20 protein-coding genes are annotated in these 21,098 nt (G+C 53.5%); 11 read left to right on the top strand and 9 right to left on the bottom strand.

All coding sequences use genetic code 11. The features are described from left to right. Window positions 1-279 precede the first annotated feature (279 nt). The 4 genes from WHS46_08495 (at window position 280) to WHS46_08480 (ending at window position 4,264) form a co-directional block, all read left to right on the top strand. Window positions 280-1,311: an OmpA family protein gene (locus WHS46_08495; protein MEJ5348711.1), complete on the top strand. Its 1,032-nt coding sequence runs from the start codon at window positions 280-282 to the stop codon at window positions 1,309-1,311. 74 nt (window positions 1,312-1,385) lie between these two features. Continuing rightward, entirely contained in the window at window positions 1,386-1,805 is a 420-nt protein-coding gene (locus WHS46_08490; protein ID MEJ5348710.1) for a hypothetical protein, read from the top strand. 11 nt (window positions 1,806-1,816) lie between these two features. Continuing rightward, window positions 1,817-3,847 carry an ABC-F family ATP-binding cassette domain-containing protein gene (locus WHS46_08485; GenBank protein ID MEJ5348709.1) on the top strand — a complete coding sequence of 677 codons (2,031 nt, stop codon included), beginning with the start codon at window positions 1,817-1,819 and terminating at the stop codon, window positions 3,845-3,847. 12 nt (window positions 3,848-3,859) lie between these two features. After that, on the top strand, window positions 3,860-4,264 hold the full coding sequence (locus WHS46_08480) for a glycine zipper 2TM domain-containing protein (GenBank protein ID MEJ5348708.1): 405 nt from the start codon (window positions 3,860-3,862) through the stop codon (window positions 4,262-4,264). Window positions 4,265-4,441: 177 nt separating this feature from the next. Here WHS46_08480 and WHS46_08475 read toward each other — a convergent pair whose 3' ends face one another. The 6 genes from WHS46_08475 to WHS46_08450 form a co-directional block, all read right to left on the bottom strand. Then, window positions 4,442-4,714 carry a tetratricopeptide repeat protein gene (locus WHS46_08475; protein ID MEJ5348707.1) on the bottom strand — a complete coding sequence of 91 codons (273 nt, stop codon included), beginning with the start codon at window positions 4,712-4,714 and terminating at the stop codon, window positions 4,442-4,444. Then, window positions 4,711-5,193 carry a DNA polymerase III subunit chi gene (locus tag WHS46_08470; GenBank protein ID MEJ5348706.1) on the bottom strand — a complete coding sequence of 161 codons (483 nt, stop codon included), beginning with the start codon at window positions 5,191-5,193 and terminating at the stop codon, window positions 4,711-4,713. The genes WHS46_08475 and WHS46_08470 overlap by 4 nt, the downstream gene beginning before the upstream one ends. Window positions 5,194-5,205: 12 nt before the next feature. Then, complete coding sequence (locus tag WHS46_08465) at window positions 5,206-5,547, bottom strand: MTH938/NDUFAF3 family protein (protein MEJ5348705.1); 342 nt, start codon at window positions 5,545-5,547, stop codon at window positions 5,206-5,208. A gap of 120 nt (window positions 5,548-5,667) precedes the next feature. Further along, window positions 5,668-9,177 (bottom strand): DNA polymerase III subunit alpha, encoded by a 3,510-nt coding sequence (dnaE, locus tag WHS46_08460; GenBank protein ID MEJ5348704.1) that lies wholly within the window; start codon window positions 9,175-9,177, stop codon window positions 5,668-5,670. Window positions 9,178-9,229: 52 nt separating this feature from the next. Continuing rightward, entirely contained in the window at window positions 9,230-11,407 is a 2,178-nt protein-coding gene (locus tag WHS46_08455; GenBank protein ID MEJ5348703.1) for a peptidase U32 family protein, read from the bottom strand. A 269-nt stretch (window positions 11,408-11,676) separates the two neighbouring features. Further along, window positions 11,677-12,561: a creatininase family protein gene (locus WHS46_08450; protein MEJ5348702.1), complete on the bottom strand. Its 885-nt coding sequence runs from the start codon at window positions 12,559-12,561 to the stop codon at window positions 11,677-11,679. 406 nt (window positions 12,562-12,967) lie between these two features. On the opposite strand from WHS46_08450, the gene WHS46_08445 reads away from it, so the two are divergent. From WHS46_08445 to WHS46_08425, 5 genes are read left to right on the top strand one after another with little or no spacing between them, the layout of a single operon-like run. Beyond that, complete coding sequence (locus WHS46_08445) at window positions 12,968-13,192, top strand: hypothetical protein (GenBank protein MEJ5348701.1); 225 nt, start codon at window positions 12,968-12,970, stop codon at window positions 13,190-13,192. A gap of 27 nt (window positions 13,193-13,219) precedes the next feature. After that, window positions 13,220-13,507 (top strand): hypothetical protein, encoded by a 288-nt coding sequence (locus tag WHS46_08440; GenBank protein ID MEJ5348700.1) that lies wholly within the window; start codon window positions 13,220-13,222, stop codon window positions 13,505-13,507. 27 nt (window positions 13,508-13,534) lie between these two features. Further along, the gene (locus tag WHS46_08435) at window positions 13,535-14,122 is read left to right on the top strand and encodes a DJ-1/PfpI family protein (protein ID MEJ5348699.1); all 588 of its coding nucleotides are present in this window, start codon (window positions 13,535-13,537) and stop codon (window positions 14,120-14,122) included. A 19-nt stretch (window positions 14,123-14,141) separates the two neighbouring features. Beyond that, window positions 14,142-14,795 (top strand): LysE family transporter, encoded by a 654-nt coding sequence (locus WHS46_08430; protein ID MEJ5348698.1) that lies wholly within the window; start codon window positions 14,142-14,144, stop codon window positions 14,793-14,795. 24 nt (window positions 14,796-14,819) lie between these two features. After that, the gene (locus tag WHS46_08425; protein MEJ5348697.1) at window positions 14,820-15,005 is read left to right on the top strand and encodes a hypothetical protein; all 186 of its coding nucleotides are present in this window, start codon (window positions 14,820-14,822) and stop codon (window positions 15,003-15,005) included. 182 nt (window positions 15,006-15,187) lie between these two features. Here WHS46_08425 and WHS46_08420 read toward each other — a convergent pair whose 3' ends face one another. Genes WHS46_08420 through WHS46_08410 form a run of 3 tightly spaced genes read right to left on the bottom strand, consistent with a single transcriptional unit; the run spans window position 15,188 to window position 18,074 of the window. After that, complete coding sequence (locus tag WHS46_08420; protein ID MEJ5348696.1) at window positions 15,188-16,825, bottom strand: SidJ-related pseudokinase; 1,638 nt, start codon at window positions 16,823-16,825, stop codon at window positions 15,188-15,190. Beyond that, window positions 16,822-17,622: a histone deacetylase family protein gene (locus WHS46_08415; protein ID MEJ5348695.1), complete on the bottom strand. Its 801-nt coding sequence runs from the start codon at window positions 17,620-17,622 to the stop codon at window positions 16,822-16,824. Before WHS46_08415 ends, WHS46_08420 begins: the two co-directional genes overlap by 4 nt. Beyond that, window positions 17,616-18,074 carry a hypothetical protein gene (locus WHS46_08410; protein ID MEJ5348694.1) on the bottom strand — a complete coding sequence of 153 codons (459 nt, stop codon included), beginning with the start codon at window positions 18,072-18,074 and terminating at the stop codon, window positions 17,616-17,618. The genes WHS46_08415 and WHS46_08410 overlap by 7 nt, the downstream gene beginning before the upstream one ends. A gap of 417 nt (window positions 18,075-18,491) precedes the next feature. On the opposite strand from WHS46_08410, the gene WHS46_08405 reads away from it, so the two are divergent. Further along, the gene (locus WHS46_08405) at window positions 18,492-19,127 is read left to right on the top strand and encodes a TetR/AcrR family transcriptional regulator (protein MEJ5348693.1); all 636 of its coding nucleotides are present in this window, start codon (window positions 18,492-18,494) and stop codon (window positions 19,125-19,127) included. A 93-nt stretch (window positions 19,128-19,220) separates the two neighbouring features. Beyond that, entirely contained in the window at window positions 19,221-21,080 is a 1,860-nt protein-coding gene (locus WHS46_08400) for an acyl-CoA dehydrogenase (protein MEJ5348692.1), read from the top strand. Window positions 21,081-21,098 lie beyond the last annotated feature (18 nt).

Below are 21,098 nucleotides of genomic sequence, written 5' to 3'. Positions count from 1 at the left end.
CAGCTTGACTCAGGCGGATTCATTGTTTAGTGTGTCACCAATTGGGAATAGAAAGTTTTCACGAACCCTTCCGTGTGGAAGGGCCTTCATGGAAAGAAGGGTTATTAGGTTCTTGTTGTTTTTTCCTGCATAGATCGAGGGTAAAAGGGACGCCATAGGACAGGGGCCTTGTGTGGAAAGACGATGGTGGAGATGGTGGACATGGTTGCATGAATCCACCGGAAGGCGGATTATCCAACACAACCATGAATGATTTTACACGAAAGAAAGGAGCGATTTATGGAGGGCAAGAAAAAGTGGATGGTCTTGGTGGCGGTATTGGTTCTGGGTGGGTTTCTGTGCGGATCCGTGCACGCCCAAACGAAGCTCATTCCCAAAATCGACAATTTTATTCTTTTTCCAGATCAATCAGGGTCCATGTACATGACCCATGCCAAGCTTGGCAAGGTGAAAATGGCTCTGGCCAAAGAAGTCATGCTCAAGATGAACGACGAGATTCCTGAGCTGGGTTACAAGGGTTCTCTTTACCTTTTTGCACCTTGGCAAAAAATCGCTGAGCCGGCTGTCTATAAGAGGAACGCTTTCGGAGAGGCCATCGCTAAGATCAAGCCTGATCAGGACATCTTCGGGCGTCTGACTCCCATGGGCCCGGGCATTAGTTCTTTGGATACCGTGCTTTCCGGGTTCAGCGGTAAGACGGGCGTGATTATGGTTTCGGATGGTGGGGCGAATCAGGGCCTCGATCCCGTGGCAGCGGCCCAGGCCATTCGCAACAAATACCCTCAGGTGTGCTTTCATGTAATCAGTTTCGCGGATGAACCCAAGGGTGCTGATATTCTCAAAAAGATCAGCGGCCTCGGTGGCTGTGGTGTGCATGCCGAAGGAGCCACGCTGTTGGCCGATGCAGCGGCCCTGAAACAGTTCGTCAAGGACGTCTTCTACACGACCGCCGCCATGGAAGCGAAAAAAGAGGATGTCATTATTTTGCGCGGTATCAATTTTGATTTCGACAAAGCCGACATCAAGCCGGAATGGAAGCCGGTGCTTGACGAAGGTGCCGCCGTGCTTGCCAAGAATCCCGATATCAAGATCATCATCGAAGGGCATACCTGCGCCATCGGCACCGACGCTTACAACCAGAAGCTTTCAGAACGGCGGGCTCAGTCGGTTTTCAACTACTTTGTCTCCAAGGGAATCAGTGCCTCTCGTATGAAGACCGTAGGTTACGGTGAGTCCAAACCAAAAGCGGATAACGCCACGGAAGAGGGCCGCCGCATCAATCGCCGTGTGGAAATCAAAGTAGTGAAATAACAAATAAAGCGGAACGCACAAAGGCTGGGCACATTCGCCGTGTGCCCGGCCTCTTTTATGAGGGGTGAACTGCGATGGGGAAAATATGCGCCGTTGTCGTCACTGCTGTTCTTGTGACCTGCCTCTTTGCCTTCTCCGAGGCGCAAGCAATCGACGAAAAGGAAGCCTGCAGGCTCTTTGAGAGTTTTCAATCGGAATGGATGAAGAAGCTTTCCCAGCACGGTCTTTATGGACCGGAAAAGGTCGCTTTTGAAGAGATCAAAGGCCAAAAGAAGGTTGTCGCTCGATATTCGGAATTGGGAGAGGTCAAGGAAACCCGGGTCAAAAAGACTGAATCCAAGGGGTGTCCGTTCGTAGGAGTTTTAAGTTATGAAGAGAAGGTCTGTGAAAGTGAAGGTCGAAGTCGAGCCGACGCGGCTAAAGGACCTTTTTCCTGCGGAACACGGACCGTAACGGAAGTTTTTCGGTTTGCCGATGGAAAATGGGTATATTGAGGTGACCTTGTTTGATCTCCGTTCAAAGTGTTAGTAAGTTTCTCGGGAACAAAGAACTATTTCGTCAAGTCTCCTTTCATGTGCATCCCGGCGACCGTATTGGGGTCGTCGGGTCCAACGGAGCCGGCAAAACCTCGCTTTTTCGCATCATCCTGGGGGACATGGAACCCGATGATGGCGTGGTGACCCGCACCAAAAATCTTTCTTTAGGTTACCTTCCGCAACAGTGGTGTCCTCCGGAAGACCTAAGCGTCCTAGCGCATACCCAAGCCGTTCGCCGCGAACTGTCGCAATGGCGCCGTGAAATGGAAGAACTTGAAGCGGCTTTAGCCCAGGCCGAGAACATGACGACGGCCCAACGACTCGCCGAACGTCATGCGGCTCTGCAGGCTCGACTGGAGCATCTGGGTTCCTACGATCTGGAGGCTCGTGCCCAAAAGGTTCTCATGGGACTGGGTTTCACCCAGGATGATTTTGATAGGCCTGTCGCGTCCCTGAGCGGCGGATGGGCCATGCGTGTGGAACTGGCGCGGTTGCTCGTCGCGGAACCGGATGTTCTTCTTCTGGATGAGCCTACCAATCATTTGGATCTGGAATCCATTCTATGGCTTGAGACATATCTTCAGGAGACCCGTTCCGCTGTTTTGGTGATTTCCCATGATCGATCCTTTTTGAACCGGGTGGTTCAAAGAATATTGGAATTGGAAAACGGCCGTGTGGAGACCTATCAAGGAAATTTTGACCGATACATGGAAGAAAAGGCTCTAAGGCGTCGTATCCTTGAAGCGGCCAAAGAAAACCAGGATGCCCGCATACGCCATATTGAAAATTTTATCGCTCGAAACCGAGTGCGTAAGGATCGAGCCCGTCAGGTGCAAAGTCGCCTCAAGATGCTGGAGAAAATCGAGCGCCTTGAAGTCCCTGGAGTCCAGGAAACAGTGCACTTTCAGTTTCCTGAACCTGAACGGTGTGGCCGACGCGTTTTGGAAGTCGTGGGTCTGCGCAAGACCTTTGGGGACATGGTCGTCTTTGACGGAGTGGACCTGGTGGTGGAGCGTGGTGATCGCATCGCTCTGCTGGGACCAAACGGAGCGGGTAAGAGCACCTTGTTGAAGATTCTTGCGGGAAAAGAGTCTATCTTGGAAGGAGAGGTGCGACGCGGACACAATGTCAAGATCGGCTACTACGCCCAGCATCTCTGGGAGGAACTGAACCTCCACAAGACCGTCCTCGACGAAGTCCTTTCGGTTTCCGGCGATATGCCGCACACGCACGTAAGAACTTTGTTGGGGGCCTTCCTCTTTAGGGGAGATGATGTGGAAAAAAAGGTCGGAGTGCTGAGCGGTGGAGAAAAGGCGCGTCTGAGCTTATGCAAGCTCCTGGTACAAGCGCCGAACGTGTTGCTGCTCGACGAACCGACGAACCATTTGGATATTCCGGGGCGGGAAATGTTGGAAAAGGCTCTCAAAGCTTATTCAGGCACGGTGTGCTTTGTGAGCCATGACCGGCATTTCATCAATGCCTTGGCGCAAAAAATTGTATTGGTGAGCCGTCACCGGCTGGAGCTTTTGCCGGGTAATGCGGATGATTACGAACGGTTATGGAAGCAAACGTTACAACAGGAAGTTCCTTCGCCGTCCCCGGCTCTGATGGAGCTTCAAGACGGCATGCGGCCTAAAACTGATGCAAAAGAGCGAAAAAGGCGGGAGGCGGAACGGCGTAATGCTTTATACCGACTTAAGAAACCTCTTCAGGATCATTTGGAGGCTTTGGAAAAACAATTGGATCATCTGCACCAGGAACGGGAGAGTTTAAGCGCCGTTTTGGCGAATTCCGACACTTACACAGGCGCAAGAGACGTGGCGGCTTTGCAGCGGCGGTACCGAGAGTGTCAGGAAAAAATCGAACAGGTGACGGCGCAATGGGAGGAAACGGCTTTGGAACTGGAGTCCATAGAGGAGAGGTTTGAAGGGGAAGATTTCAAGGTTATGGAAAAGTTATCCCGGAACCGGGCGCATTCTCGGGAGCGTCAATCCCGGTAAAGGAGACTGGCGATGAAAGGTTTAAGTTGTGGCTTGGCGGCCATTTTTTTGGTCATGTCAACCTTCGCATGTGTTCCCGGCCCTACAACCCAGCAGCATTTGGAATCGGCCACCTGGCTGGGCGTGGTGGGGGCCGGCGTCGGAGCCCTTATCGACAACAAAAACCCATGGCGCGGAGCTGTCGTTGGAGCCGCCATAGGATCCTTGGCTGGTTACGGGATTGCCGAGGTGTCTCAACGGGCGGCGGAAGAAGCGGCTAGGCGCCGTCAGACCGTAACCTACCATAATCCCAATACCAACGAATGGGTTCAGGCCGATCCCGTTAGTTATCAGGGACAAACGGCCACGGTGCGCACACGCACGTATCAGGGGCAGCACATGACCAATGAACGTTACATGACCGTTCCGGCCTACTGAGAGTGTACAAAGGTTGGGGCTTGGCGGCCGCCGCGGGAGGCTCGCTCGCAAAACAAGTGGGGCGAAGGCCCACTCCCTAAAAAATACACCATTTCGGGTTTGAGAGACTGGCGCCGTCTGGCATCTCTCACGAAATGGCATGAGGAACCTTGGTATTGCGAGTTCTCGAGCAGGTTCCTAGGCGTCGTGTGAGGGCGTGGCGCCCGCCGCCAGAGTCTTGATCCGCTTCAAGTGCATTTCTAGAACTTGGTTTCCTGGATAAACCTTAAGGGCTTGTTCCAGCGTGGAAATCGCGGTGGAAAAATCCCGGCGTACTTCATAAAGCCGAGCCAGCACCAGCCAGGCTCCAGGATCCAGCCCCTTTTTTCGAAGCTTTCGTCGTACCAAAAAAATCGCGAGACGGCTTCCATAATCATAATACAACCGCTTGGGATAATCCAAAAGGCTCATGGAGGCGAGCTCCTTTGTTTGTTTGACTCGTCGGTCCGTGCCGAGGACGGCAACGGCACATGTCGAAGAGTCCATGTTCGTTCTTTGGCATTCGCCCACAGACGTCGACTGGCTTCCCGTTTGTCAGCATCATCCATGGGAACAAAATGGACAATCGTGTCAAAAGAAGCCGCGGCTTCCAGGTCCGGGGTTTCGTCGCACACGAGCACGTTGCAGGAACCGCGTGCTGAAAGGTCCCAACCGATCAGGACAGGTTCGATCGCTTTGATGGCCTCCTCGGCTTGGGTCACAATGCGATGAGGAACGAAACTGGCCTTGGAAAAACTCCACAATAACTTGTCCAATTGTTGCGCAGAGATTGTAGATCCCGTAAGAACAAATACACGATATCCCTCTTCGAAAAGCCGCTCCACCCAGCGACACAGATCTCGACGTTGATCTTCGGCTAAGGTTTCCACAAAAAATATCCGGCCCTTCATGCCGAAACCGCCTCAACAGGTCAGATGAAACGCACCGGCCACCTGTTTTCCGGCCCGCACCAGATCATTAAAGGTGCGCACAGCCTCTTCCGTAGGCTCATCGATGAGCTGGATTCCTTTTTCTTGGCAGACTCTTCGCACTTCATTGGATGGTTTCATCAAACCTGGGCTGCCACGTCCGATAACCAGCACCAAGGGTTGCGCTTCCAAAATGTCCAGAATGTCTTCCACATGAACCTTGTGGCCTTCTTTACGCCACCAGTGGGGAATCACCTTGTTGCGAAGAATCTTGAGATCAGCCTGATACGTTGTCCCGGCTATCTCCATAGATCCAAAACGGTACCCGTCGATCATCGGTTTCCTCCCAAAGTCAGGCAAATCGGGATGACCTCCATCTTTATGAACTCTATCACCCCTGGCCTGCTCCCTCAAAGGAAAAGCCTTTCTCAGACACGTTTCAGCAGGGAACAGCCCTCATTGATGACAAGCTTTGCGCACCAGATCAAGGCAATCGGCTCCGAACTGCGCCGTCATGGCGCGCACGAACCCCGAAGTTGGTGTCACATGCAACTTATGATTCAGGGCAATGACGGCTGTGGCTTGACCGTCCACATCCAAATGCAACACGGTCTTGCAGGGGCCGGAGTGAGCGACCAAAAGGTGGCGCAGGGTTTCGAGACCGTTTCGATCCAAAGTGTGCGCCGGTAATTTGATGAGCACCGTATCCACCGATTGGCTTTGGGCTTCTTCGAGGGTGAGGATTTCATCCGCAAGCACTTTGGATCCCTTTTCATCGTGTTGCAGGGTTCCGAAAACCACAAGTGGTTCGTCCCCCTGGAGCAAGGGACGTGCTTTGAGGTATGTCTCTGGAAAGCAAACCACTTCCAAGGTGCCTTCCTTGTCTTCAAGGCTGAGAAAGGCCATGCGCTCACCTTTTTTTGTCGTCAGCTCCTTGGTGATAGAAATCAGTCCGCACAAAATGACCTTGGCGCCGTCCGGCTTCTCTCGAACTGTTTGCGTGTCCGCCGTACATAGGGTTCCAAGAACATCGGTGTAGTGATCTAGTGGATGTCCGGAAATGTAAAATCCAAGGGCTTCTTTTTCATAGCTGAGAACGGTCCGACTGTCCCAAGAAGGGACTTCAGGCAGCGTTTCAGGTTCCGGGCTGTGCTTGTCGGAAGCTCGTAGCAGATCAAAAAGGTTCAGCTGTCCTGCACTTCGGTCCCGATGTCGAGCCTGAGCTTTTTCCAAAGCCTGGTCCATGGCAGCCAGAACCCGAGCTCGATCCGCATGAATGGAATCAAAAGCCCCGCACTTGATCAAGTGTTCCAGAACACGGCGGTTCACTTTGGAAGAGTCCACGCGTTCACAAAAATCGTAAATGGAAGTGAACGGCCCTCCTTTGGCGCGTGCTGCTAGAATGTTCTCAATGGCGCCTTCCCCCACGTTTTTCACGGCCCCAAGGCCAAACCGGATTTTTCCTTCCACCACGGTAAAATCCAGCTCGCTCACGTTCACATCGGGAGGCAGCACCGCAATACCTTTTTCTCGGCATTCGTTAATGAGTTTGACCACCTGGTCCGTGTTGTTCAGAAAGGAATTGAGCAGAGCCGCCATGAATTCCACGGGGTAATGGGCTTTGAGGTAGGCGGTCTGGTAGGCGATAAGAGCGTAGGCGGCGCTATGGGACTTGTTGAAACCGTAGCCCGCAAATTTGTCCATGAGGTCAAAGATATGGTTGGCTTTGGTCAGTTCGATGCCGTTTTGTTGAGCGCCGGCCAGAAAACGTTCACGCTGCGCGGCCATGACTTCCGGAATTTTCTTTCCCATGGCGCGGCGTAAAATATCGGCTTCGCCAAGAGTGTAATTGGCCAGCACTCGAGCGATTTCCATGACCTGTTCTTGGTACAGAATAACGCCGTAGGTGGGTTCCAGAATGGGTCGAAGCTGCTCCACATCGTAAGTTATGGGAATACGCCCGTGTTTTCCGTCGATGTATTGATCCACCATTCCGCTTTTGATGGGACCCGGCCGATACAAGGCCACCAAGGCCACAATGTCGTCGAACCTTTCCGGCTGCAGCCTCACGAGAATATCTCGCATGCCCGAACTTTCCAGCTGAAAGACACCCGTGGTGTCGGCACGACCCAACAGGTCGTATGTTTTGGGGTCGTCCAAAGGGAGCCGTTTCATGTCCAGACGGACCCCATGATTCTTTTCGATCAGCTGGACCGCGTTATGAATGACCGTAAGGTTTCTTAAGCCGAGAAAGTCGAACTTGATAAGTCCGGCTTTTTCCACATATTTCATGGAAAACTGGGTCACCACCTTGCCGTCTTGATCACGAAACAGAGGCATGTATTCCACAAGGGGTTTGTCGCCGATAACCACCCCGGCGGCATGAGTGGAGGCGTGGCGTGTGAGGCCTTCCAGAGCCTGAGCGATTTCAAAAAGCTCTCGAACCTGAGGATCTTCCCGCTGCAGCTCCACGAGGCGAGGCTCTTGCTCAAAGGCTTTGGAAAGTGTCACATCGAGACCTGCAGGAATCAGCTTGGCGATCTTGTCCACTTCGTTGTAAGGCATGGCCAAGGCACGCCCCACGTCCCGGACCACGGCCTTGGCTTGCATGGTGCCAAAAGTGGCGATTTGCGCCACCTGATCCCTGCCGTATTTTTCCGACACATACCGAACGACCTCATCACGACCCAGAACGCAAAAGTCCACATCAATATCGGGCATGCTGATGCGTTCCTTGTTGAGGAATCGCTCAAAAATAAGGCCGTGCTCGATGGGGTCCAGATCCGTAATCCCCATGACATAGGCTGCCAAGCTTCCAGCCGCGGAACCTCGACCCGGACCTACGGGAATGCCACGGTTTTTGGCATAAGAGATAAAATCGGCCACGATGAGAAAATACGCCGCAAAGCCCATTTCCACGATGACATCCAATTCTTCCTGCAGCCGCTTTCGGTATGCTTCCAAATCTTGGTCGGAAAAGTGGGGTCGGTTATGGCGAATTTCTGAAAGTCTTTTTTCAAACCCCTCCAGAGCCGTTTTTCGAAATTGAGTTTCGAGGGATTCTCCGTTGGGTAAAGGAAATACAGGAAAATGATATTCGCCCAGTGGAATATTCAAGGCACACATGTCGGCGATCCGCACGGTATTTTCCAGAGCTTCCGGCACATGGGCGAATTCGCGAAACATTTCATCCGGAGACTTAAAATAAAGCTGATCTGTTCGAAATTTCATGCGCTTTTCATCCAGAACGGTTTTGCCTGTCTGAATGCATAGGAGAATGTCGTGAGCGCGGGCATCATTACGTTTCAAGTAATGGCAGTCGTTGGTGGCTACCAAAGGAATGCCTGTGTCTCGTGACAGAGCGATGAGTTTTTCGTTGACGATCGCCTGTTCAGGGATGCCGTTAGCCTGAATTTCGAGGAAAAAACGATTCTTTCCGAAGATTTCTTCATATTCCCGAGCGGCTCGAAGAGCGGCGTCCGCTCTGCCGTTTAAAAGCTCGGAGGCCACTTCCCCTTTCAAGCAACTGGACAGAGCGATGAGACCTTCATGGTGGGCTCGAAGCAGTTCTTTGTCGGCCCGAGGCTTATAGTAAAAGCCTTCCAGGTAAGCGAGGGTGACGATTTTAATGAGGTTTTTGTATCCTGTCAGATCTTGTGCCAAAAGGATCAGGTGTTGGTTCTTGTCGTCATCGGCACCGTTGGGTCCTGCACCGGCGTTGCCGGAAAGACCACGAGTATGACGCCCTCTGGGGGCTAGATAAATTTCACAGCCGATAATAGGCTTGATGCCGGCCTTTTTGGCTTTTTCATAAAATTCCAAGGCTCCGAACATATTGCCGTGGTCTGTGACCGCCACCGCGGGCATTTCAAATTCCTTCGCTGTTTGAACGAGATCCCCCAATCGAATGGCTCCGTCCAAAAGGCTGTACTGGCTGTGGACATGCAGATGAACAAATGGTGGCATGAATTCCCCTTACCCCCTTACGCTTTGATCTTTGCTTTGGGCGCGACCTGTTTCACCTCTCATGGAAAAGGCGGTGGCCCCTGCCCTGTTGAGGCTCTTTCGAGGCGGATGCTTTAGCCCTCGAGTCGGGAATGGGTTTTCTCTCGTAATTAAAAAGGGAATAGGGCGCATCGGAACGTTGTCGCTGGTACCCGCTCAACAGACGTTCCCACTGTCCGGGTTCCAAAGGTGTTGGCCCTTCTCCCAAATCCATCAGAAATGTCCGGTATCCCATCGCTTCCAATTCGGGAATCTTTTCAAACCAGTTGCAAGGGCGATCGGCATGGAGCGCCGCGAGCGACCCTTCCTTGCGGTAGAAATAAACATCCCCGCGTGGTGTTTTGATCGGTCGATTTTCCAAAAGGGGCGGATGAATTCTTGAAAGAAAGAGCGAAGGATGACCGTACACCGGGATCACGGGAACGCATGGCACAGGGTCCAAGATGAGTTCGCGAAGTTCATCGCGAGTGATTTCCCAGGACAGCACCACGGAGCGGCAACCGACCTCGGCCAAAGCGGCCATGGCCGCTTTGTTGCGGACGTTCATGCGGGAACCCGCGGTAACGAAAATCCTCCCGTCTTCTAACAACCAATCCAAGTGACCCCAATTGTTGATTTCCCAAGCTCGATATCCTTTGGAAAGGTACCAGGCTACCGCCTTGCGATAATAATCCACATCGTTTTCAAAAAGAATTGGTGGCAGAGACCAGCCGAATCGTTCCCTCTGCGCCTCGTGGAGACGTCTCTTGGCCATTTTTTCCAGGTTTTCTCGGGTGGCCACAAGCCAAACCTTTTGAGCGGGCGATGTCATGGCACGCCCGAGATCCGCAAGAGCACGGAGCTTTATCCAGAGAGACGGGGCGAGACGTCGAACATTGCCTGGGCTTTTCGGGAAATGGTCAAGAAGTTCATGGTGGTGGTCCCATCGAGCCCGATAGGACAAGGGTTTCGAGCCGTCCCGCAAAAGAGATTGCCAGAGCTTTGCGGTCGGCATGGGCTCTCTTCCGATTCGAAAGAGCCTCACACCGGTGGAGAGTTCCTGAAGCCTTGTTGTGGCAAGAACCACGGAACCAAGCGTCTGAGTTTCTTCCAAGAAGGTTCCATCTTCCGTACGGATGCCTTCCAAAACGAATGTAGGCAATTCTTTGCCTTCAGAGGATTCCGGACGTAAGCGGTCTCCTAAGCGTATCGAATGCCGAAGATCCACCTTCAAGCCCTCAGGCCCTATGGATCTTACGGTAGCCACCCACAGTCCACTGGATCCGGAACGATGCGGACTAAGGATTTCCTTGGAAGGATCTTTGCCGAAAAAGGCCGCGGTTAGGCGGCGAGCCGGAGCTCGAGTGAGCCAGTCTCGAGCTTCCTCCACGGCATCTTGAACCTGATTATCGGGGGCGTCCAGCACATGCCGGTAGGCACGCACCACCGTGGCGATGTAGTCGGCGTCCTTCATGCGGCCTTCGATCTTAAAAGCTGTCAGGCCAAGTTTTTTGAGGAAAGGAATGTGGGCGAGTGCGCAGAAATCATTGCAGGAAAAAAAATAGCCGGATTTTCTTTCCTGAACATAGCGAAGTCGACAAGGTTGCACACATCGCCCCTGAAGCCCACTGTGCCCGCCGCGGTAGCTACTGGCAAGACAAAGGCCGGATATTGAGTAGCAAAGAGCCCCGTGGACAAAGATTTCTAGTTCTGCATGGGTTTTGTGACGAATAGCTTGAATCTCATCAAGGGTGAGCTCTCGAGCCAGGACGATGCGGCGAGCGCCGAACCTTTCCAGGACGTGCACACCGGCGCTACTGTGCACCGCGGCCAGGGTACTTGCATGAAGCTTGAGAGATGGAAAATAACGGCGGCACAAGAAAAAAAGACCGGGATCCTGAACGATCAGCGCATCCACACTCAGGTCCGATAGGGCCTGCAACGTGTCCATGACGGATGGGATTTCTCGAGCCGTAACAAGGCTGTTGAAAGCCACGTACACGGAAATTCCTCGACCTTGCACTACAGGCAGAAGACGGGCCAGATCATCCAGACTGAAATTGGGGGCGTGGGCTCTCGCACTGAGCTTTTTGAGGCCCACATAAACGGCGTCCGCTCCGTTTTCTATGGCGGCCCAGAGCGCATCCAGATGACCCCCAGGGGCCAGGAGTTCCGGGACGGTTCTTGAGTTATGTGCCGGCTTACCCATCATTTTCGGTATAGCTCTCGCCGTTTATCGTTCTCATCTGATGTTCTATTCTTACCCTTTCCAATGTAACCGGCTCTCCTTGCAGAGACCACCGTATCCTGTGGGGAACGGCGAGGTATGTGCAAAGCAGCGTATCCTCAGGGTAAAGAACCTCCATGTCCGCTCGTCCACGACCCGCCTTGGTCGGGGCGGACCGATGTGTCCGCCCCTGCGAGACCATGGTGTGGGTCGGACAATCCGGCCCGCATTATCATCACAGAAGGGGCAGGTTTTCACACATCGGGGTCCTGCCAGGTCTCCAGCTTTTTGACAAGGGCCATCAGGGCCTTTACAGAAGAGTCCATAAAAAGACGTCCCTTTTCTGCCGATGCTGCTTTGGGGTTTCCCCAAACCCCCGAAGGCCAATAAGCCCTCTTGCGACGTACCAAAATGTGCTCGGGAAACGTGGGATAGGCCTCCTCTGCAATCCCTTGAACCCATTCCGGGTGCAAATGAAGCATAAGCGATGTCTCCACTTCGCCGGCGTGGGAATCCTTTGGATTTTCTTGAATGTCTTTCCAGGCCGTTCGGCCGATGTCGAGCACGGAACAAACGGCTAAGCGCAACTCTGGAAGGCGTTCCATGAGTTCCTCGCCGGCGTCCACAAGGGTTGCCATGTGAGTTCCGCCGGCATGGCCGCTGAGAACGATCACATTTCGCAATCCTTGTCGGTAAAAGCTTTCCACCACATCGAAGAGGAGGGCATGAAGGGTTCGAGAGCGTATTCCAACGGTTCCCGGATGTTCACTGGAACTTCGACACAATCCATACCACATGGGAGGTGCTGCCCAGACGGGCATGATACGGGCCACGGCGTTGGCCAGAGCCACAGCATGAAACGTGTCGGTCCCGAGAGGAAGATGGGGCCCGTGTTCTTCCAAGGAACCGCATGGGATAATGACGGTATGAATAACCCGCCGTTCCTTTTCAAAAAAAGTCATGGTGCATTCTTCCAGAACGGGCACGATTTCCTCCTCTTTTAGGCCATGAGAGCCGGCATTGTCCAACACACTCTCTTCCTTATCGCGATCCTTTTCAAGGAAGCAAGCGTCACGGTTCAGTCCTTCGGTTTCACTGAAGTTTTTAATGGCCTTCAGACGCCTAAGGCGATTCCACATTTTCGTGAAGGCATAGTGTGCTTTGGGCCCTCCAAAATTTCAAAAGCTTCAGGCTGTGGGCAGATGTTCATCGAAGGGACGGGATGCCGCCTCGCCCCTACTGTTCTATTCCCTGGAAGCGAGGACCTCTGGCTCACTCATTAGGCTGGCAGGGCGCCGGCGCTTCCAGGGTAAAATTCGTTCTCGGGCGAATTCCCAGGCATTCCATTCTTTTGTTTCGCGCCTCACGAAAGACTTTCTTTTGAGCAAAAAGGTTCTTGGACTCGCGAAGATCTTCCGCTTGACATGGCAGGGATTTTTGTCAAGTTAAGTTTAATTTCTCGTTGGGGTCTGATGTGCTGAGCGTGCTTGATCGATGCGGAAACTCTTCCCGGGGCGTTCTCTGGAACTTTCCGCGGAGGCAGACATGAAACACAGAGACTTTTTGAAGGCAACGGCCGTGGGAGTCACATGGATTTCGACTGAGGCCGCCATAGGCGCTCTCGAGGCCACGGCCAAGCTGAGCCAAGCCGTGACAAGCTATGGGAGAAATACGACCGTTTTTCACACCGACCTTCTTCTCAAGGTGGATGCACCTATGCCTTTTTGCGGCGGCACATCGACCCCCTTGCAAGATTTTTCGCTCAGTTAAGGGATGATCCAAGAGAGGTTCCTACCCGTGGGTGATTGGGTTCAATACTTGACTCTTCCCGTGACGGCGGTTTTGGTGGCGGGGCTTAATCTTCCTTTCGGATACTGGAGAGCCGGCGTGCGGCGGTTTTCAAAGGCTTGGTTTCTGGCGGTGCACCTTCCTGTACCACTCGTGGTGGGTCTGCGCGTTATGTCCGGGCTGGGATGGCGACTCAATACATTTTCCGTACTTGTGGGGGCTTTCTGTGTTGGTCAATGGCTGGGTGGCTCCTTGCATAGGGCCGTGGTGTGGGTTCGTGAACGCCGAATGTCGTAACGCACAATGCCATAAGGAGGACTTCTCATGGCGACGAAAAAGATTCTGATGCTTGTTGGGGACTTTGTGGAAGACTATGAAGTGATGGTTCCCTTCCAGATGCTTTTAATGGTCGGGCACACGGTGCATGCAGTCTGTCCGGGGAAAAAGGCCGGAGAAAAGGTTCGAACGGCCGTCCACGATTTCGAAGGGGATCAGACTTACAGCGAAAAGCCGGGCCACAATTTCACACTCAACGCCACCTTTGACGAAATTAAGCCGGAAGCCTACGATGGTCTCGTCATTCCTGGTGGAAGAGCTCCCGAATACATTCGGCTCAACCCAAAGGTCTTGGACATTGTTCGTCATTTCGCGCAAACGGGAAAACCTATCGCTTCCATCTGTCATGGTCAGCAGGTCCTGGTGGCTGCCGGCGTGCTTCAAGGGCGCACGTGCACGGCGTATCCGGCAGTCAAGCCCGATCTCCTTGCGGCGGGAGCTTCCTGGGCTGACGTGAATGAAACCTTCACCAACGCCGTGGTCGATGGAAATCTGGTCACAGCACCGGCTTGGCCTGCCCATCCCGAGTGGATACGTAAGTTTTTGCAGCTTTTGGGAACTCGCATCGAACCCTAACCTCCATAGGGAGCTTCTCATGTGGGAATTGATGGCTATCGGGGCGGGATCCTTTACCGTGGCCCTTTCGGGGGCGCTCATGCCCGGTCCTCTTTTAACCATTACCATCAGCCAATCAGTTCGGCGTGGGTTTCGCGCGGGCCCGTTGCTCATCACGGGCCACGCCCTTTTGGAACTAGCTGTGGTTGCTGCCGTGGTGATGGGGCTTGGTCCTTTTCTCAAGAAACCAGGAGTCATGGGAGCCATCGCCCTTTGCGGAGGCGCCTTTCTGCTGGTGATGGGCTTGGATATGGTGCGCAGTGCGGCTCGCTTGTCGCTTAACCTGCAAGCTCCAAGCAAAGACGGAGTCTCAGGACGGCATCCTGTGATGTTGGGTGTGCTGGCGAGTCTTGCCAATCCTTATTGGACCTTGTGGTGGGCCACCATCGGTTTAGGGTACCTGGTGGCCGCCATGAAATTCGGTTTGTGGGGTGTGGCTTGTTTCTTTTTTGGGCATATTGCCGCGGATTTTGCTTGGTATAGCCTAGTGTCCTTGGGAGTGACCAAAGGCACGCGGTTCATGGGGGATCGCAGCTATCGGTGGGTTTTGCGTTTCTGCGGCGTGTTTCTCGTGGGTTTCGGAGCGTGGTTTCTATGGTCGGCTAAAGAGTTCTTGAGCAGGGCTCTGGTTTAGGAGGGACAGAGAGGAGACAAAGGAATGAATGAGGCAGTGCGGCGTCTCGTGCAATCCACGAGGCATCTCATGGATTACATGGAAAAAGAATTCGTTTTCGACAAAATGGGTGATGCGGGTTGTGGTGGTGTTGATCCGTACCGTTCCGAAACGTTTGAAACCCTCATTCAATCCGTTCGGGACGCTCTAAATGATCTGGACGGCTTCTAGGAGCCTGCGCAGAGAGGGTTTTCCCCTTCGGGAGCGCGAGCGTTCGGCCTGCACAAATGAAAGGCCGAAGGCCAGCCCTCTCAGGAAACGACACAGTTTCAAGTTTGTAGGGGCGAGGCGTCGCCTCGCCTCTATCTTGAAATGGCAAGAGACCATGATATGGCGAGTTCTTGGACAGCCTGCTAGACGCTGGAAGAACCAACGCACCGAGCAGTGTTGCGGATGTGGAAAAAACGCCCGCTGATGCATAAGGCTGCCGCTGCGCCGACAAACTGAATCATTTCGGGCAGCGAAATGCGGTCGTTGAAGGCGCCTAGATGCGGTCCCGTGAGAAGCACCACGTCTTCACGGCCTCGGACAAACCGTCGAGCCTCCGTCGCCGAATACCCTCGTTCCTCAAGAAAAGCCCAAAATTCGTGGTCGGTCATGTTGTTTTGGTCGGCTACTCGAAGAATCTCTTCCATGTGCCGGTCCACGCCCATTTCCTCGATCATACGGTCCACCAGTCCGCCCAAGTTTCCCGATATATCCGTTGGGGCCGCCAGACCGGTAAAAGCTTCATAATAGGCCTGAAAGATGGATTCGAGCACTTTCATGAGAAATGTCTTATCAAACCATTCACGAACGTCCACGGGGGTTCCGTCGTTTTGTCGACCTCGAAGGCTTGGATCTCGATTCCTGAAATAGCTTCCGCAAACCAGGAAAAAACTCAGGAAATGGGCTCCGATGTGTTCGTAGAAAGAAACCCCGTTGGTCTCTGCAGGTTCCAAGTGTTCCAAGTCGCGCAGGCCTGATTGCCCGAAATTGGGATAATCGCACGATGCCAACCACCGATCCAACCTGCCGGCTCGAGGCCACCGATAAAGACCGCCGTCTTCACGGCGATGCCCCTGAACTCGATTATGAAAAAGGGGGATGGGGGCCGTATGCACAACGCCGTGGGAAGCGAGGCGTCCCAGCATGCGGGCGTTCCGGACCATGACGGAAAGGAATGTTGCCTTGGAGGGCATCAGGCCGTTTATGGGCTGATTTGGGTAGTCGAAATAGCCGGCTGGAGCCATAAAAACGATGGCCCAGGGTGCCTCTTCATGGGTGTTTTCCCACAAGTTCAAAAGGTGTTCGCGTGTGCTGAAGTCCACTCGAAACAACCCCGGACCGGCTGAGTTTAGGGGAGAAGGAATTTGCGCTGTGTCCAAATGCCATTGTTCAGCCTTCTCGTGAAGAAGACGCATCCACTGGATTTCTCGAAAAAGGGCTTGAGCACTTTCCGGATCTTTGGCGGTCTTTATCACAAGGATTTTTCCCGTTTTTGTTTCCCGGCGCCAGAAACTTCGACCACACACATGCCAATCGTCCCACGAACCTGGTGCCCACGAAAGGTTGCTGGCTTGCTGCCACGACAAAACGGGAGCGCACCATGGATCTGGATCCGGAGGCAAATCGGGCGGCGCTAGGCCCAAAGGAAGCGTTCCCAGGGCTTCACACGCTGCGCGCTGACAAGCTCCGCGGGATTCCATACACAGCCTTTCCAGCATCCGTCGTGCATGTTCCACCACGTCGGGACGTGGGGATCTTTCCATGAGGTCCCGAATCCCGAAAGCTGTTTCTCGGCTGAAAAAATAGGCTTGTCTTTGCGCTTGATACGGTTCATGGGTCAGAATCTTTCCTAGAAGACGCACCGTACCATGGTCCAGCACTTCCGGACGGTGCTGCACCAGGCGACGCAGATCCTGGGTTTTGAGAAAGGCGGCGGTGAAATCCGATGGCGGGCCGCTCAGTTCGCGCTTGAGCTGTTCCAGTTCTCGATGGGCTGCTCTCATGGCCTCGTCATGAGTGTCAGATCAGTCAAGTCTTTGCCTTCCAGACCCCGGCAAAAGGCATAGACAGCCTTTCCCAGTTCATGGGGCATATAGCCTCCTTCCAGCACCGCAAACACTTTCCCGAATGCTTTTTGGCGGGCCGTTTCCTCCAGAAGCCTGCCGATGCGATGGTAATCGCGGTTGCTAAGGTGTCCGCCCCAGTCTTTCAGATGCATGTCAAACCCGGCGGAAACGCCGATAATGTCCACCAAAGGCAAAGCTTCAAGAAAATCGGCGATCCTTTCAATAAAACCGTCTTTTTCCGCCGATGAAACATCCAGAAAAAAACATCGGGAATCTCCCTGAAAAATTTCCGCCGTGCCGTCCCCACGATGCATATCAAAATCAATAACCGCCGCTCGCTCAATGAGTCCTTCGTGGAACAAAGTCAAAAGAGCGACGGCCATGTTGTTGAAAAAACAGAAGCCACCGTAACGGTTGCGTCCTGCATGATGCCCCGGCGGCCGTACAGCAGCAAAGACGGGATGTTGTGTTTGGGCGGCCAGACGTGCGGCACAAATGGCCCCCCCAGCGGCAAGGACAGCCGCTTCCCAGACGGCCTTGCCCTCCAGCTGCACATGGATGAGGTGTTCCTCGCTGTGGGCTCGTAGAAGATCGTCCTTGGAGGCAGGGGAGGGTGCGACGACCTCGTAAAATTCTTTTAGCTTTCCCATAACGGAACGAAGCCGAGCGGGGGTTTCCACGGCACCCGTGGGATACCGCGCAAGATACGCCTCGTGAAAAACCACTTTCAGCATGGAGCTTTCTCCGCCGATGCTTCGGGCGACGTCGATTGGGAAGCCGAGCCCTGAAAGCGCAAGGATATCATCTCTTTAAGTTTCTCGGCAACGGTGTGGTAAACGGCGAGCGTTTCCTCGGTCCCATAACCTTTATCGGCGTGAATGAACACGGGCTGTCCTGTGCCGTACTTCAGCTTGGAAGAAACCACCACGTAAGGGATATGGCGTTCTTTGTCGCATTCATGCACGAGCCCGATGAAATGGCCTCGAATGAGGATCAGATCCGGTGTGGGTAACAGGGGATTCATATGGTAGGCAAAGGCTTCTTCCCTAGGAAATTGCCGAATTTCCACATCCAGCCCGTGCCGGGCGCAGATCTTTTGAAGCAATTTGCCGTCAAGGCCGCAATGAAGCATATAAAGGAGAAAGCGTTTTTTAGGCCCTCGCGGGCTTTGCTGAGCATCTGTCATGATGAGTCCTTTCTTGTCCCGCTGACACCTTAAACATATCGAATATGAGGTTTTGAATCACCTGCTTTTCATACGGAGGGGGCGTCGAAAGAAAGAGGGGATGATCCATGTTTCCGCTAGGATGTCGCTACATATTTTTGGCCTAATTTTCCGAGTGCCGATCTTCTGCAGGGGCGGACCCATGGGGCCGCCCCAAAATGTTTCGGTTCCGTAGGGTTTTTGGGTGTACACATCGGTGCACCCTACAAATGGTGCGAAGGGGGGCCATGTTGGTTCGGCCGCACCTGCCGTTTCAAAATTCAGGTTTTCCGGGGCCCTTTAGAAAATTTTTTCTCTTGACAGCACAATCGGGAAAAGTTTAAGCAGATAATGAATGATGATTCATTCATGTGAAAGAGACGATGGGAGCGGGGCAAGATGGTGGAAGGGCGCGGAAACCACAAGAATTCGGACAAAAGGCAGCGCATTTTGGATGCCGCGGTGGCGGTGTTTGCCGAAAAGGGATTTTTTCAATCCCGAGTTTCGGATATCGCCCGCCTAGCCGGTGTAGCCGATGGAACCATCTACCTCTACTTCAAGAACAAAGACGATCTCCTGATCTCTATCTTTGAAGAAAAAATGAAGGAGATCAACGTGAAGTTCCGTGAGGCTCTGGCCTCGGAAAAGGACGCTTTGGCCCGCTTTCGTCGACTTATTGCCATGCATCTGGCAGGGTTTCAGGCTTATCCGGAGCTGGCGGCTGTGCTGCAGGTGGAGCTACGTCAAAGCAGCCGCTTCATGCGCGAATACAAGAAAGTAGAACTGAAAAAATATTTGGACCTCATAGGCGATGTGATCCGCGAAGGGCAGCAGCAAGGAGTCTTTCGCCAGGATTTGCCTCTGGGATTGGTCAAGCGCTTCATTTTCGGGGCTTTGGACGAGGTGGTGTCCACATGGGTGCTGGCAGGGCGTCCGTATAATCTGGAAAGTCTGACGGAACCCTTGATGGATCTTTTCATCAACGGACTTGGAGAACCTTCCGTAAAAGCGCGTCGCGCCGGCATGAACCAATGATCCAAGCAGGAAGCAGCCCTGGTTCAAGGAACTTGAGGATGGAGCAAAACGCGATTTTCCAACGGTGCCACGAGGGTCGAGGAGGAAAAAGTCATGAAGCTACTTGTGGATGAAAGGGATCTGAAGTTTGTTCTTTACGAACAGCTGAACGTGGAAGATCTGTGCAAGTATCCTTTATTTTCCGAATATTCCAAGGAAACCTTTGATATGGCCTTGGAACAGGCGGAAAAGCTTGCAGAACAGGAATTTTACCCGACCAACAAGAAGGGTGACAAAGAAGGATGTCGCTTCGAAAACGGGTTGGTCAAGGTTCCCGAATCCTTTCACCAAGCTTACCGGCTTTACTGTGAAGGCGGCTGGTTGGCCATGGCGGATGACCTTGAAGTGGGTGGTCAAGGTTTTCCGTTCACGGTGCACAATGCTTGTGTGGAGTTTTTTGCCGCTGCCAACTGGGCCTTGCTCATGTATCCCGGCCTCACTCATGGCGCCGCCCGCTTGCTCCAAAAATACGGCACGCCGGAACTTCAGGAAAAGTACATGTACAAGATGTTTTCCGGTGAATGGGGTGGGACCATGTGTCTTACGGAAGCCGGAGCGGGCAGTGATGTGGGCAACCTGCGCACTCGCGCTGTGCCTCAAGGCGATGGTACCTACAAGATCGAAGGTCAAAAGATTTTCATCTCTTCCGGCATGCATGATCTGACCGAAAACATCGTCCACATGGTGCTGGCCCGCATTGAAGGCGCGCCCAAGGGCACCAAAGGCATTTCCATCTTTCTCGTGCCGCGCCTCTTGGTGGACGACAACGGGAACCTGGTGGACAACGATGTGAACTGCGGCGGAATCGAACATAAGATGGGCATTCATGGTTCCGCCACCTGCGTGCTCAACTTCGGTGAAAACGGCAAGTGCCTGGGCTACCTCATGGGCGAACCCAATAAGGGCATGCGGATCATGTTTGACATGATGAACGAAGCCCGCCTTTTTGTGGGTATGCAGGGTCTGGCCCATGCCAGCACGGCGTATCTGCATGCGTTGCAGTATGCCAAGGAACGGGTGCAGGGAACCCCGGTGGAAAAGATGAAGGATCCCGGTGCCGAGCGCGTGGCTATCATTAACCATCCGGATGTGCGCCGAATGCTCATGTTCATGAAATCCAGCACGGAAGGGCTGCGGGCTCTCATGCATCTTGCCGCCTACTGTCTGGATCGGGTGCGCGTCGCGCAAACCGACGAGGAACGGGAGCTCTATCAAGGCTACGTGGACCTTCTTATTCCCATCTGCAAATCCGTGGGAAGCGACCTGGGCTTTCGAGTCTGCGAGACGGCCGTCCAGGTCTACGGAGGTTACGGCTACACGTCGGAATACCCGGTGGAGCAGTTCCTAAGGGATTGCAAGATCGCGTCCATCTACGAAGGAACCAACGGTATTCAGGCCTTGGATCTGGTGGGTCGAAAGATTGCCATGAAGCGCGGTCTTCTGTTCAAGAACGCCGCCAAGTTCAGTGCCGAGCTGACGGCTAAGTTCCGCAAGAATTACCGCATGCGGGAAATGCTGGACATTTATGAAGAGGCCGCTGAAAGCCTCATTCAAGTCACCAAGTTCTTTGGACTCAAAGGCATGACCGACGAATTTCACGTGCCCATTCTCTACGCCAAGCCTTATTTGGATCTTTTCGGCGATGTCACGCTGGGGCTGTTGCTCCTGTGGCAGGCCTACATTGCGGACCGCAAACTTTATGAAATTTATGCGGACCATGGAGCCAAGGACGACAAGGCACGCCAAGCCGTGCTGCAGTCCAACCGCAGTGCCGCCTTTTACGCCGGCAAGATCGCTTCGGCCAAATTCTGGATCACCCAGGTGCTCACCCAGGCAGCCGGGAAGGCTCGAGCGATCATGACCAGCGACAAGTCGCCTTTGGAAATTCCCGAGGAAGGATTCGCTCTTGTTTAACAACAAGGAGGACATTCG

The sequence above is a fragment of the Desulfosoma sp. genome (assembly GCA_037481875.1).
Classification (GTDB): domain Bacteria; phylum Desulfobacterota; class Syntrophobacteria; order Syntrophobacterales; family DSM-9756; genus Desulfosoma.
The sequence above is the reverse complement of the archived record's forward strand: the minus strand, read 5'-3'. Positions and strand labels throughout refer to the sequence as shown.

Excerpts from the sequence above, each read along its gene's own strand:
- WHS46_08495 (MEJ5348711.1), top strand. The coding sequence starts at position 280 with ATGGAGGGCAAGAAAAAGTGGATGGTCTTGGTGGCGGTATTGGTTCTG.
- WHS46_08490 (MEJ5348710.1), top strand. The coding sequence starts at position 1,386 with ATGGGGAAAATATGCGCCGTTGTCGTCACTGCTGTTCTTGTGACCTGC.
- WHS46_08480 (MEJ5348708.1), top strand. The coding sequence starts at position 3,860 with ATGAAAGGTTTAAGTTGTGGCTTGGCGGCCATTTTTTTGGTCATGTCA.
- WHS46_08475 (MEJ5348707.1), bottom strand. The coding sequence starts at position 4,714 with ATGAGCCTTTTGGATTATCCCAAGCGGTTGTATTATGATTATGGAAGC.
- WHS46_08470 (MEJ5348706.1), bottom strand. The coding sequence starts at position 5,193 with ATGAAGGGCCGGATATTTTTTGTGGAAACCTTAGCCGAAGATCAACGT.
- WHS46_08465 (MEJ5348705.1), bottom strand. The coding sequence starts at position 5,547 with ATGATCGACGGGTACCGTTTTGGATCTATGGAGATAGCCGGGACAACG.
- dnaE (MEJ5348704.1), bottom strand. The coding sequence starts at position 9,177 with ATGCCACCATTTGTTCATCTGCATGTCCACAGCCAGTACAGCCTTTTG.
- WHS46_08455 (MEJ5348703.1), bottom strand. The coding sequence starts at position 11,407 with ATGATGGGTAAGCCGGCACATAACTCAAGAACCGTCCCGGAACTCCTG.
- WHS46_08450 (MEJ5348702.1), bottom strand. The coding sequence starts at position 12,561 with ATGTGGAATCGCCTTAGGCGTCTGAAGGCCATTAAAAACTTCAGTGAA.
- WHS46_08445 (MEJ5348701.1), top strand. The coding sequence starts at position 12,968 with ATGAAACACAGAGACTTTTTGAAGGCAACGGCCGTGGGAGTCACATGG.
- WHS46_08435 (MEJ5348699.1), top strand. The coding sequence starts at position 13,535 with ATGGCGACGAAAAAGATTCTGATGCTTGTTGGGGACTTTGTGGAAGAC.
- WHS46_08430 (MEJ5348698.1), top strand. The coding sequence starts at position 14,142 with ATGTGGGAATTGATGGCTATCGGGGCGGGATCCTTTACCGTGGCCCTT.
- WHS46_08425 (MEJ5348697.1), top strand. The coding sequence starts at position 14,820 with ATGAATGAGGCAGTGCGGCGTCTCGTGCAATCCACGAGGCATCTCATG.
- WHS46_08420 (MEJ5348696.1), bottom strand. The coding sequence starts at position 16,825 with ATGAGAGCAGCCCATCGAGAACTGGAACAGCTCAAGCGCGAACTGAGC.
- WHS46_08415 (MEJ5348695.1), bottom strand. The coding sequence starts at position 17,622 with ATGCTGAAAGTGGTTTTTCACGAGGCGTATCTTGCGCGGTATCCCACG.
- WHS46_08410 (MEJ5348694.1), bottom strand. The coding sequence starts at position 18,074 with ATGACAGATGCTCAGCAAAGCCCGCGAGGGCCTAAAAAACGCTTTCTC.
- WHS46_08405 (MEJ5348693.1), top strand. The coding sequence starts at position 18,492 with ATGGTGGAAGGGCGCGGAAACCACAAGAATTCGGACAAAAGGCAGCGC.
- WHS46_08400 (MEJ5348692.1), top strand. The coding sequence starts at position 19,221 with ATGAAGCTACTTGTGGATGAAAGGGATCTGAAGTTTGTTCTTTACGAA.